Source organism: Pseudomonas sp. 910_23, assembly GCF_052850795.1.
Genome location: NZ_VXCZ01000016.1, coordinates 47,020 through 60,258, shown reverse-complemented (window position 1 = coordinate 60,258; position 13,239 = coordinate 47,020). Strand labels below are relative to the sequence as shown.

Sequence of the window (13,239 nt, the reverse complement as noted above, 5' to 3'; positions counted from 1 at the left end):
CTAAGCCGCGCTGGTGTCTTTGATCAAGTGCGCGGCCAACGTGCGCAACGGCCCCAGCTGCCGACAAATCAACGCCAACTGCGTTTGCACCAGCCGCTGCGCCTCATCGATCTCATCCGGCATTTGCTCCAACTCTGCCGCCAACCCTTCCTCGGCATCACTCTGGATCGCAATCGGCTGTTTGTTGGCCAGGCCGCTGGCGATCTCATCAATGCTTGCCGCCAGGCTGTTGCCTGCGCCTTCGATCAAATGCTCACGCACGTCGGCCGGTAGCTGGGTTTCGCGGTGCGCACCCAAACCCGACAAATAGCTGAGCAAGGTGTGTGACAGCACCAGAAAGCGAAAGCCTACGTCGGCCTCCTTACGAAAGTGCCCAGGCTCCATCAGCATATTCGCCAGCGTAGTGGATAGCGCGGCATCGGCGTTATGCGCGTTGCGCCGGGCCAGGCGGTAGGCCAGGTCGTCGCTCTTGCCGGCGGCGTATTGCTGCATGATCTGGCGCAGGTAGATGCTGTTGCAGGTCAGGGTATTGGCCAGCACTTTGTTCAGGCGCCGGCCTTGCCAGTCCGGCAGGAACAGGAATACCGCCAGCCCCGCGATCAGGCTGCCAAGCAGGGTATCGAACAGGCGAGGCAGAAACAGCCCGTAGCCATCGCCCACCTGGTTGAAGCAGAACAGCACCATCAGGGTGATCGCTGCAGTCGCCAGGGTGTAGCGCGTGGTGCGGTTGATAAAGAACACCAGGCCCGCAGCGATGGCGAACATCGATTGCACGACCGGGTTGGGGAACAAATCGAACAGCGCCCAGGCCACGGTCAGGCCGATGGCGGTGCCGATGATCCGCTGGCCGAGTTTGCGGCGGGTGGCGCCGTAGCTCGGCTGGCAGACGAACAGGGTGGTGAGGATGATCCAGTAACCTTGGGACGCGTGGATGGCGTGCAGGGTGCCATAGCCGATGGTCAATGCCAGTGACAGGCGCAAGGCGTGCCGAAACAGCAATGACGTCGGCGTGAGTTGGGTGCGCAGGCGCGTCCACATTTCCTTGAAGTTACGCGGGGCGCGGTCCAACAGGTTGCTGTCGGTAGCGTCGGCCAGGGCATCGGGGTTGCTGGCGTCGCCCAGCAGGCGGTCGAGGGTGGACAGGTTGGCGGCCAAGGCGCGCAACGAGCGCAACAGGCCACGCCAGGCGGGGTTGCTCTGGATGCGCAGGTGCTCCAGGGAGGCGTTCAGGTCGCCCAGGGCCTCGGCGAAGCTGTCGTCATAGATGAACGGTTGGCGCAGTTGGATCGATTCGGCCAGGGTCTGGCAGGCTTTGCCTTGCTGGCGCAGCAGGCGCTGGCAGCGAAACAGCACATCGCTGTGGAAAAAGGCATCGGTCAGGGCGTTGTACGGGTAGTGAGACGAACTGGCGCGTTCGTGGATGTCCTGGGCCAGGAAATACAGCTTCAGGTAGCGGCTGACCTTCGAGCCCGGTCGGCCATTGCCGACACGGTGCAGAATGATTTCCTTGGCCGCATTCAGCGCGGCGACCACCCGGCCATTTTGCTGGGCCAGTTCCAGGCGCCGGGCTTCCACATCCAGTTGGCGGATCGGCTCGAACAAGGATGACTTGAGCTTGAGATAGCGCCCCAGCTCACGGAACAACCGCGCCAGGCTCTGCTGCACCGGCTGGTTGGAAAACAGCGCCTGCCACAGCACCGACAGCACGCCGTACCAGGCGGCGCCGGCCACCAGCAGCAGCGGCTCATGCCAGAAGTCGGTGACGGCGCCGCCGCGCTGGTCCACGCCGATCATGGTGTAGACCGACAGAATCAAGGTGGCCGAGGCAATCGCGCCATAGCGTTCGCCCAGCGCACCGAGCATGGTCAGGGAGAAACTGGCCAGGGCCAGGGCGATGGCAAAGATCCAGGGGTAGGGGAACAGCAATTCCACCGACAGCGCGGCGATGCTGAAACACACCAGTGTCACCGCCAGGGCGTTGAGGCGGCCCTGCCAACTGTCATCAGTCTCGGCCAGGGCACTGGCGATAATCCCCAGGAACAGCGGGATCAACAGCGTCATTTCATCCTGGTACCAACACAGCGCCATGCTGCCGGTGAGGGCGATGAACACCCGTACGCTGTAGCTGAATTTATCCAGCGCCCACAGGCGCCGCATGGACTGCTTGAACGAGGTCGATGACATGAAGTCTGGAGTCTTCCGGGACGTTGTCGCTAAATTGAGCTATCAAGGACGCCACGGCAAGTGTGGTGATCACATCCAACAGCAAATTTTTCAAGATCACTACAAAACCAATGTTGGAGGGGGCTTGCTCCCGATGGCGGTGTATCAGTAACAGATGTACTGACTGATACACCGCCATCGGGAGCAAGCCCCCTCCCACATTTTTACTGCGTTGTGTCAGGCGTATTGCGCGGCTGCGTAGCCCGACGCCCAGGCCCACTGAAAGTTGAACCCGCCCAAGTGACCGGTCACATCCAGCACTTCGCCGATGAAGTACAGGCCAGGGCTTTTCAGTGATTCCATGGTCTTGGACGACACTTCCCGCGTGTCCACTCCACCTAAGGTTACCTCGGCAGTGCGATAGCCCTCGGTGCCGGCCGGTACGAGTTGCCAGCTCCCAAGCTTTTGCGCGATATCGGCAATTTCAGCATGGGTGTACTGCTTCATCGGTTTGGATTCGAACCAGCTTTGGGCCAGCAGGTTGGCCATCTTCTTGGTGAAAATCTCCCCCAGCAGGGTCTTTAGCTCGCTGTTGGGATGCTCGGCCTGTTGCTGTTGCAGCCAGTCATGGGCGTCATGATCGGGCAACAGGTTGATTTCCACCGTGTCGCCGGATTCCCAGTAAGACGAGATCTGCAAAATCGCCGGCCCGCTCAGGCCGCGATGGGTGAACAGCATGTTCTCGCGAAAGCTCTGGCCGTTGCAGCTCACCAGGCAATCCACTGAAGTGCCGGATAACTCACTGCACAATGGCTTGAGCTGGTCGGTGATGGTGAACGGCACCAGCCCGGCGCGGGTTGGCAGCAGTTCGTGGCCAAATTGCTTGGCCACTTGATAGCCAAAACCGGTGGCGCCCAATGTGGGGATCGACAAGCCACCGGTGGCAATCACCAGCGACTCGCAGTGCAACTCGCCGAGCGTGGTCTGCAATTGGTAGCCGCTATCGAGCCTGGCGATTTCCTCGATGGAGGTGTCCAGGTGCAGGCTCACGCCGGTCTGGATGCACTCATCGAGCAACATGCCGAGGATGTCGCTGGACTTGTTATCGCAGAACAGCTGGCCGAGTTTTTTCTCGTGGTACGGCACACCGTGCTTGGCCACCAGCCCAATGAAATCCCACTGGGTGTAGCGCGCCAGGGCCGACTTGCAGAAGTGCGCGTTATGCGAGAGGAAGTTGGCAGGCTCGGTGTACATATTGGTGAAGTTGCAGCGGCCACCACCGGACATCAGGATCTTCTTGCCGGCCTTGTTGGCGTGGTCGATCAGCATCACTTTGCGCCCACGCCCGGCGGCAGTCAGCGCGCACATCAAGCCTGCCGCGCCGGCGCCAATGATCACAACTTCGGTCGAGCGCAAAACGGTGTCCTCATACAAATTCTGAATTGAAATACAGTCAAATGTGGGAGGGGGCTTGCTCCCGATGGCGGTGGTTCAGTCACATCTATATTGACTGAGACTCCGCTATCGGGAGCAAGCCCCCTCCCACATTTGAATCTCCATTGGTGTGCGAGATATTTACAGGATCCGCACGCGCAACGAACGGCCTTTGATCTTGCCGTCATTCAAGCGCTGCAACGCCTGCTTGGCGATCCCGCGTTCCACGGCCACGAAGGCCTGGAAGTCAAAGATCGCAATCTTGCCGACCTGGGCGCCCGGAATGCCGGCTTCACCGGTCAATGCACCCAGAATGTCGCCTGGGCGGACTTTGTCTTTACGCCCGGCGGCGATGCACAGGGTGCTCATCTGCGGCAGCAGCGGGCCACCGCTTTGCGGCTTGAGGTTGTCCAGTTGGTCCCAGTTCAGCGGCGACTTCTGCAGTTGCTCGATGGCCTGGGCGCGGTGCGCTTCGGACGGCGCCACCAGGCTGATGGCGATACCGGTCTCGCCAGCACGACCGGTACGGCCAACGCGGTGGATGTGGATTTCCGAGTCGCGGGCCAGTTCGACGTTGATCACCATGTCCAGCGAGTCGATGTCCAGGCCACGGGCAGCCACGTCGGTAGCCACCAGCACCGAGGTGCTGCGGTTGGCGAACATCGCCAGTACCTGGTCACGGTCGCGTTGTTCCAGGTCGCCGTGCAGGCCGACGGCGGAAATGCCTTTGGCTGTCAGGTGGTCGACAGTTTCCTGCACTTGCTGCTTGGTGAAGCAGAACGCCACGCAGGAAGCCGGGCGGAAGTGCGCGAGCACCTTGGTCACCGCGTCCATGCGCTCTTCCGGCGAGATTTCGTAGAAGCGCTGTTCGATCTGGTCATCGGAGTGGAACGCCTCTGCCTTCACCTGCTGCGGCGCACGCATGAACTTGGACGCCAGTTGCTTGATGCTCACCGGGTAGGTGGCCGAGAACAGCAGGGTCTGGCGGCGTGGCGGGGTCTTGCTGATGATGTCTTCGATGGCGTCGTAGAAGCCCATGTCGAGCATACGGTCGGCTTCGTCGAGGATCAGGGTGTTCAGGCCATCCAGTACCAGCGAGCCTTTGCGCAGGTGCTGCTGGATGCGGCCCGGAGTGCCGACGATGACGTGGGCGCCATGCTCCAGGGAGGCGATCTGCGGGCCGAGGGACACGCCGCCGCACAGGGTCAGCACCTTGATGTTGTCTTCGGCACGGGCCAGACGACGGATTTCCTTGGCGACCTGGTCGGCCAGTTCACGGGTGGGGCACATCACCAGCGCCTGGCAACCGAAGTAACGTGGGTTGATCGGGTTCAACAGGCCGATGCCGAAGGCGGCGGTCTTGCCGCTGCCGGTCTTGGCCTGGGCAATCAGGTCCAGCCCCTTGAGGATCACCGGCAAGCTTTGCGCCTGGATCTGCGTCATCTCGACGTAACCCAGCGAGTCGAGGTTAGCCAGCATGGCGGCGGACAGGGGCAAAGTATTAAAAGCGGTGGCGATGGTAGTCACGGGACTGGCTCTGCAAAACAAAATGTCGCGCAGTGTACCAGCCCTGTGGGATTTTCCCCGCAAGTTCTCGACGAGAAGCCCGTCAGTGCTCGATATCGTGCTCGCGGCTGACCACGCGTTTGCCGTCTTTTGGCGACAATTGCAGGAAGATCGCCGCCGCCAGCATCGCCATGATACCCACGGTGAGGAAGGTCAACTGGAACGCGCCGAGGACACTTTCCACACCGTCATTGCCGGCCTCGGCAGTAAACCCGCCAAGCAACGCGCCGGCGCAGGCTACGCCGAGGCTGAGGGACAACTGCGCCACCACCGACAACAAACTGTTGCCGCTGCTGGCCTGGGTGTCGTCGAGGTCGATCAGGGTCACGGTGTTCATCGCCGTGAATTGCAGCGAGTTGATCGCCCCCAGCACCGCCAGCATTGCCAGCAGCAGCGGGTAGGGCGTGTGCTCGCTGACCAGGCCCATGCTCGCCAGCATGATGCCCAGAGCCAAGGTGTTGCCGGTCAGCACGATGCGATAACCGAGGCGCTCGATCAACGGCCTTGCCACGGATTTGGCAAACATCGCCGCCGCCGCGAGTGGCAGCATGCTCATCCCGGCTTCCGATGGCGAGTAACCCAGTGCCACCTGCAACAGCAGCGGTACCAGGAACGGCAGTGCGCCGCTGCCCAGCCGCGCAAACAGGTTGCCCAGAATGCCGACGGCAAAGGTGCGGGTCTTGAACAGCACCGGCGAGAACAACGGGTTATCAATATGCCCGGCGCGCAGCCAGTACGCCGCCAGGCAGGCGAACCCGCCGAACAGCAGCAATATGACCCGCAGGTGCGGCAGGTGCAGTTCGCCCAGGCCCTCCATGGCGATGGTGATCAGCACCATTGCCGCGCCGAACAGCAGGAAACCCAGGCCGTCGAAGCGCGTGCGTTCGCTGCCGCGCAGGTCGGGAATGAATTTCCACACGGCATAGCAGCCGATCATGCCCACCGGCAGGTTGATCAGGAAGATCCAGTGCCAGGTCAGGTATTGCACCATCCAGCCGCCCATGGTCGGGCCCAGTAATGGGCCGAGCAGGCCGGGGATGGTGATGAAGCCCATGATGCGCACCAACTCGGAACGTGGATAAGCGCGCAGCACCACCAGCCGCCCGACCGGCAGCATCAGCGCACCGCCCAAGCCCTGGATCACCCGTGCGCCCACCAGCATGGTCAGGCTGCTGGACAACGCGCACAGCAGCGAGCCGAGGCTGAACAGCATGATCGCGCCAAAGAAAATCTTCTTGGTGCCAAAGCGGTCAGCGATCCAGCCAGATGCGGGAATCAGCAGGGCGACGGTGAGCATGTAGGCAATCACCACCCCCTGCATGCGCAGCGGGTTCTCCGCGAGGTCCCGAGCCATGGCCGGCAGGGCCGTGTTGAGGATCGTCCCATCCAGCGATTGCATGAAGAAGGCAATCGCTACCACCCAGGGGAGCCAGCGGGCGGTCTTGGCATCGAGAGGGGCACGATTCGGCATGGGGACCCTTTTATTAGCAGGCTATGTGTTGGCGATTATGCGCCATTCGTCGCTCCTTTTCCCACTGGCGGTTCGTCTAAGTCCGACAACGTTGCGTGCTCTCCGACCAGGAAATCCAGCAATGCACGGTGAACTGCCAGCGCCGCCTCCCGAGACTCCAGGTCCAGCAGGTGGCCGGTATGCTCGGCCACCGCAAAGCTGCTGCGGCCTACATATTGTTTGAACAGCTGGGCCTCGGCGGCCGGGGTGTATTCGTCCAGGGCACCGTTGAGAAAGTGCACCGGCGTCTCGATCTGTCGCAGCGCTGGCAAGTAGTTGCCATCGCCCAAGGCCAGGACCTGGTGAATGTGAAAGCGCGCCTGGCGGTACTCGGTAGTGGCCATGGTCGACAGGTGCCGATGGTTGTTGCGCTTGAGGCGCGGCGACAGGTATTTGCCGACCGTCTCGTTGAGCAGGTGGCCGACCGCAGATTTGTCATCGGCCTCGATCAACACGCGCACGCGCTCCACGTATTCGAGCATGGCCTGGTTGAGGTTGGGCGCCAGGGCCATCACCACCGAGCTTTCGATGGAGGGCGGGTTGTGCGCCAGGGTCAGCAGCGTAGAGATGCCGCCCCACGAGGCCGACACCAGATGGTTGACCTCAAAGCGTTCCACCAGGGCACGCAGGATTTGCACCTCGTCGTCCTTGGTGACCAGGTCAAGGTCGTTGTTGTGCTCGCGCGAGTAGCCGGAGAACGGCAAGTCGAACAGCAGCACATTGAAATGCTCGGCCAGGCATTTGCTGGTGCGGGCAAAGGAGCGCGTGGTGGACAGCGCGCCATTGACCATCAGTACGGTTTTTCTATGCGGATGGTTACCGAGCTGCTCTACGTGAACGTTGTAGTGTTTGAACAGCTTCTCTATGACAAAACTTCCATGGTTCATCTGAAGGCTCCAGCTTGCCCAGTCCAGGCAAGGTCATGCATCACGTGCGGGCACGTGGGTGGGGTGGCGGGATGCCATCAAGCCTTATAACGAGGAATCAGGGAGGGGACAATAGGCGGATTCGCCAAATGAGAGCACCGCAGAAAGTTTACCAGTGGGAAGGGATTTGCCTGACAGATGAGTCCACTTACAGGCAAGTCAGGCAAAGATTGATTTAAGCCAACACCAATACGGTATTTTCTTTACTGTCGAATGGTGAGTCGCCAAGAGGAACTTTGATACTCCACAAGTCGATATGGCCATCAATGACGGCGACAGAATGGCTGGAGTTGGCAAGGGTACCTATCGCTCCATTTTTTAATTCCTCAAGAGTGCCGCTGCGCATAGAGTGCTTGAGCCCAAGGCGTGTTAGCGCTTCACCAGGGTGTTCTCCGTCGTTCAAGGTGTCCATTGCGGTCTTAAAGTTCTGGCTGGCCCGGTGGTCATTGTTTTCGTTCTGCGCCCGCTTTGCGCTGGCCGCATATAGAAAAACGGCATGTCGCAAGACCTTGCCGCTACCAGCGAATCCTGTGTGCTCCATGGCTTGAAGCAGTTCTTGATGGGTCAGGGTGATGCGGACATCGTCGCGCATCACTACGTCATAACCTTCAGGTGTCCGGGTTATCTTTTTATAAATACCCTCTGGATGGCTGCCGAACTTGGCCATCGCCGCCTTGATGGCTGACACCGTGACACAGTTACCTTCGGTGACTTGAAAGAAATCTCGCCATATGTTTTTTGGTCTGATGCCCGAGTCGGTGGTCGAGCGAACAATTGTACGGGCGGGGGCATCATCTTTGCGGGTGTAGGCAGCATTAAATTCGCCTTTTTCCAAGTGGCGATTGTTGATGCGACTATTATCGTAAGGGGTTGGATAGTTGAGGCCATTAAGTGGAGAGAAACCGATATTCATAGTAATTGACTCGGGGTGCATAAAGGAGACTGTCGGTGAACAGGTTGTCTGAGAACTGACGGTGAGGATTTATTATTATGCGAGTTGATATCCGTGGGTGTGTACCTTCTCATCCCCAGGAAGGTTTTTACCTTCCTTTATGAGCCTGCCGTTGTAGAACAGCCCACCAGCGTTACTGCCGATCAACACGGTCAGGCCATCGGCATCGCCTGCTCTTTCCATGTATTTAATAGATGAGCTCACGCCCATCCCTTCCAGAACATTTTTTACCGTACGGCCATCAATGTTGCCAATCAATGCTGCTTCGAAACTCTGCCCAAAGGAACGCACGGGGGGCTGGAGTTGTTGACGTTTGATGTAGGCTGCGAAGATGAAGTTGGCGTCCTTTATCATGCCATCATCGTGCCCGATAAATAAGGAGTGTTGTTGGGCTTGCTCAAGTTCGTCCCGCGAGAGGGTCAATTCAAATCCGTCCCTAAAGGTGACCTGATAGGCGTTATGGGCGAATTTTACATTTGAAAAAACATCGGTTGGGCTCTGCCCGAACTTGGACATCAGCAATTTTATGACATCGGCGTGGGTTGAAGTCTCACCTTGAAAGACAAAAGGTCTTTGCGTATAAAACCCGGTGACCAGGTTATCTGGTTTCTGTCCATTTCGTTTGGCAGAAAGCTCCGGAAGTTCATGGTCGGCCTGAACATCACCTTCAGTGGGAAGGGGGTCGAGCGTGAAGGTGGGAGGTGTTGATATCTGAGGGACCGCAATAGGCGTGGGCATGGAGGTGTGGGGGGCCTTGAGGACAATAAAGCTTTCTATCCATTGTGGTACTTTTTTCTTGTGCCCGTAGTTTTCCATAAAGCCGTCATTAATCATGCCGCGCTTACTCGAAAATACCTTCATTGCCGGTACGGCTACCTGGTTCCCTACGTCCTGAGACCACACATGCTGTAGTTGGTAGTCAAGCCCTAAAAGCTTTAGACCCTCGTACCCGCTGATCCCGTAATCAGAAGAGCTCAGAACAGCACCAAAGCTGTGTTGGTGAATATGGGTGCGATAATCGATTTTTCTGTAGTTGTATTGTGCTTCAAGGTGCTTGCGTTTATTCATGATCGCAAAAATAAAGCGTGCATCTTTTAGCATGCCCTCATCGTCGCCCGCAAACTTGGCATGGTGGGTAGCCAGTGCTAGTTCATCGTTGGATATATGCAGTTTGAAGCCGTCTTTCATGGTGATGTTGTAGCCGTTTCCGGTGTCCTTGACTTCATCAAAAATACTCAAGGGGCTCTGGCCGAGGCCCGACATGGCGGCCTTAATTACCGCCACCCAGTCATCGTGGTCATAACGGCCAAAGTAGGGGTATTTTTCATAGGTGGCATACAAGCCAGTCCACAAATTACTGGGTGGGGCGCCTCTATCTTTTCCTGACATGACATGTGTTGCGGATGTTTCGGTAGGCACAGCGCGGAGGAGGTGTGAAGACAATAGTTTGTTTTCAGCGCTCGACGTGTTATTTGCGGATTTGCCCCTTGTGTGTGAATAGCTATTTACGCTCGACCGATGACTGCCGGTGGGCGTCGAAATGCTCAGGCTCATAAGTATGCTCCGCAGTTGATAGTGGGTTGCCCGCAAATGAATCACTGTTGTAAGTGTCCTGTTGCTGCAATGCGTTCCCGCTATAGGTGAGAGGATAGGTTACAGAGAGTGACCTCGATTGGTTTTGGATGCAGGATAAATCCGGCCTTGGGTCGGTTTGTACGCAGGAAGGGAAATAGCCGGACACTTATATAACTAATGGCAGCCGGAGTGGCTGCCATTAGTTTTTACGCGGGCTGTGAAAGTTTCACAGCGTCAAGGTCAGGCGCTTGACCAAGGCACCCGGCAGCAGGTTGGAGGCGGTATTGCGCTGGCTGTAAGTGCTGGCCGAGAGCAACAACTCCCGATCAGCGGTCAGGGCCTCAAGTTGCGAGCCGAGCAACTGATAGACACTGTCATCAAAACGCATGGTGCTGACCGGCGCCTTGATTTCGCCGTTTTCCACCCAGAACGTGGCGAAGCGCGTCATGCCGGTCAGGCGCGCCGCTGGCAGGTCGGAATAGTTCAGGTACCAGAGGTTGCTGATATATAACCCGGTGCCCAACTGCTTGAGGATATCGGCCTGGGCCAGGCTGCCTGCCGCCATTTGCAAGGCGCTGGGCGACTCGTCGCTGCTGGCGCCGTTGGTGCTCAAACCGTATTCGGCGGCGCTGCGAGAGTTGATCAACTGACCCTCGGCCTTGCCTGCCCGGATCAGGGGCACATCCCCGCGCGGGTAGCCTTCGGTGGAAAACGCCTGGCTCAGGGAACCGCTGATCTGTTCATTGATTGTCACCAGCGGGCTCAGTGATTGTTCACCGGCATACAGGCGCTGCAACGAACTGCCTTTGCTGGCGATGGCCTGGGCCGAAAAACCACCCCAGGTAATGATGCTGATGATTTCTTCCAGCGCTGGCGGTGCAAGGTAGGCACGGTATTGGCCGGGCGCCAGCTTGTGCAGCGGCCGCCCCAGAAACGCCAGTTGCTCGCGGGCCTGTTGAAAGCGTGCGGCAAATTCGGCGCTGTCCCAGGTGTGCCCGGCGTAGCTGGCCTTGACCGCTTCGCCATTGGCGTGGAACAGGCTGAAATCGAAGTTGAAGCTGTTGGCGCAATGCCAGCCGAACGCGCCCGAGGAACTGGCGAAACCACGGCTGATGGGGCCGGCGGCGTAGAAACCGACCAGGTCGACGCCGTCGGCAGCCTGGCTGATATCGTCCAGCACCTGGGCCAGCGCCGGCAGCGGCCGTCGCTGTTCGTTGCTGCTTTGCCAGGCGTTGTGGTTGAGCAGCAGGTACGGATCACGTGGCAGTAGCGGCAGGGTTTCACGCAGCTGTTGCAGGGCATCGGCCAGACGCTGGCGATCCAGTGCCGCCTCGCCGGACAGGGTGATGCCCAGGTCGGCGTGGCGGCCATCGTTGATCAGCTTGAGGTTCAGGCTGGCCTGTTGCACTTGGCCGGCCTGGCGCACCTGTGCGTGGTTAAAACGCACGAACTCGGACGATTCATCCGCGTAACCCAGGTGGAACTGCTCCTTGTCGGTGACGGCCTGCTTGAGCCAGTCCACCAGTGCCTTGAAGTGGTTCATCAGGCATCGCCCCCAAATACGTCAATGTTACTGAATACACAGGCCGGCGACGCATGGCCGACGCGGATCACCTGGTTGGGCTCGCCCTTGCCGCAGTTGGGCGTGCCCAATACCTTGAAGGTGCTGGCGTCGCCGACCGCGCTGAGGTTGCGCCAGAATTGCGCGGAAATTGCCCGATAGTTGGGGTTCTTCACCACGCCCTTGAGTTCGCCGTTTTCGATCAACTGGCCCCACTCGCAACCGAACTGGAACTTGTTGCGCGCATCGTCGATGGACCACGAACGGTTGGTCGACATCAGGATGCCGTTTTCAATGCCACCCACCAGTTGCTCCATGCTTTTATCGCCGGCCTCGATATTCAGGTTGGCCATGCGGTCGATGGGCGGGCGGTTCCAGCCGCAGGCGCGGCTGTTGGCAACGCCTGGCAAGTCGGCGCGAAATTGCGACAACGCACCGCCCAGGGGCTTGAGCAGCAGGCCATCGCGGATCAGGAATTGCTTGCTGGCGCGGGTGCCGTCGTCGTCATGGCTGTAGCTGGCGAGCTGTTCGGGGATGTCCGGGTCGAAGGTCACGTTAAGCAGCGGTGAGCCGTATTGCAGATGGCCGAAGTCGCTGGCCTTCACAAAACTGGTGCCGGCGTAGTTACGCTCGTCACCGAGGATGCGGTCGAGTTCCAGCGGATGGCCGATGGACTCGTGGATCTGCAGGATCATCTGGTCGGGCATCAGCAGCAGGTCACGTTGGCCGTGGGGCGTATTGGGTGCGAGCAGCAATTGCAGGGCTTCGTCGGCCACCTTGCGGGCGGCGCCCACCAGGCCAAAGCGCTGGATCACACCGGCACTGCCTTGCTGGCCGAAGTTGGTACCGCCCAGGGTGCGGGTCTGGCTGTCGTTGCCGTCGAAGGCGGTGACACTCAGGCCAGGGAAGACGAAGCGCTGAGCCTGGCGCAATTGCGCGCCGGCGCTGTTGAGGTAGATCTGCTCAACATGGGTGGTGCCCAGGCTGACTTCCCAAGTCACCAGGCGTTCATCCTTGGGCACGGCGGCAGATTCATCGCCGAGCAATTGGTAGCAGTCGCTCAGGGGTGGGAAGGGCTGATCAAGGTCCGGAGACAGGTAGTCGGCGACTTCATTGGAAACCGGCTGCTGGTGCAGGTCGAGCAGGGCGTGGGGCTGGATCATCCGGGCTTGCTGTTCGGCGCGCTCAAGGGCCGCTTGCAGGCCGGCAAGGGAAATGTCGTTGGTCGCGGCATAGGCTTCCACGCCATTGAGACGCACGGTAAGCATGGCGCCTTCATCGTGGCTCAGGTGTGGTGGCTCGGCGACGTTCTTGCGTACCGACAGGTACTGACCGGATTCGCGTACGTAGCGCAGGGAGAAGAATTCGGCACGGGTGCGCAGGGCACTGAAGTGCTGTTTGAGCCGCTGGTGGTTGTCGAACATTCGGAGAACCTCCTTGTAGTGGAGCGCTGAGGCAGCAGTGGCAGCGTGGGGTGTGAGTGCGGCATCAGGGTAGGCGGGTGTGGAGGAGGTATCAAGTTTGGGGCTTCGGCTTAGATAATTATGTGCTT

General features: G+C 59.3%; 9 protein-coding genes. All 9 read right to left on the bottom strand.

All coding sequences use genetic code 11. The annotated features are described in order from the left end of the window. The 9 genes from yccS to FW800_RS18995 all read right to left on the bottom strand — a co-directional run bounded on the left by yccS (nt 1) and on the right by FW800_RS18995 (nt 13,111). Complete coding sequence (yccS, locus tag FW800_RS19035; protein WP_005792181.1) at nt 1-2,184, bottom strand: YccS family putative transporter; 2,184 nt, start codon at nt 2,182-2,184, stop codon at nt 1-3. Nucleotides 2,185-2,400: 216 nt separating this feature from the next. Continuing rightward, a complete protein-coding gene (locus FW800_RS19030) occupies nt 2,401-3,579 on the bottom strand; it encodes an NAD(P)/FAD-dependent oxidoreductase (protein WP_032879024.1) in 1,179 nt (392 codons plus the stop codon). A gap of 159 nt (nt 3,580-3,738) precedes the next feature. Then, the gene (dbpA, locus tag FW800_RS19025) at nt 3,739-5,076 is read right to left on the bottom strand and encodes an ATP-dependent RNA helicase DbpA (protein ID WP_232289440.1); all 1,338 of its coding nucleotides are present in this window, start codon (nt 5,074-5,076) and stop codon (nt 3,739-3,741) included. Nucleotides 5,077-5,206: 130 nt separating this feature from the next. Beyond that, entirely contained in the window at nt 5,207-6,634 is a 1,428-nt protein-coding gene (gene mdtD, locus FW800_RS19020; RefSeq protein ID WP_446438232.1) for a multidrug transporter subunit MdtD, read from the bottom strand. Nucleotides 6,635-6,669: 35 nt separating this feature from the next. Continuing rightward, complete coding sequence (locus FW800_RS19015; protein ID WP_248130619.1) at nt 6,670-7,560, bottom strand: alpha/beta fold hydrolase; 891 nt, start codon at nt 7,558-7,560, stop codon at nt 6,670-6,672. A 214-nt stretch (nt 7,561-7,774) separates the two neighbouring features. Further along, on the bottom strand, nt 7,775-8,512 hold the full coding sequence (locus FW800_RS19010; RefSeq protein ID WP_050549381.1) for a hypothetical protein: 738 nt from the start codon (nt 8,510-8,512) through the stop codon (nt 7,775-7,777). Nucleotides 8,513-8,587: 75 nt separating this feature from the next. Continuing rightward, complete coding sequence (locus FW800_RS19005) at nt 8,588-9,892, bottom strand: hypothetical protein (protein ID WP_446438231.1); 1,305 nt, start codon at nt 9,890-9,892, stop codon at nt 8,588-8,590. A 460-nt stretch (nt 9,893-10,352) separates the two neighbouring features. After that, the gene (locus tag FW800_RS19000) at nt 10,353-11,669 is read right to left on the bottom strand and encodes a TldD/PmbA family protein (RefSeq protein WP_032879031.1); all 1,317 of its coding nucleotides are present in this window, start codon (nt 11,667-11,669) and stop codon (nt 10,353-10,355) included. Next, nucleotides 11,669-13,111 (bottom strand): TldD/PmbA family protein, encoded by a 1,443-nt coding sequence (locus FW800_RS18995; protein ID WP_032879033.1) that lies wholly within the window; start codon nt 13,109-13,111, stop codon nt 11,669-11,671. The genes FW800_RS19000 and FW800_RS18995 overlap by 1 nt, the downstream gene beginning before the upstream one ends. Nucleotides 13,112-13,239: the final 128 nt, after the last annotated feature.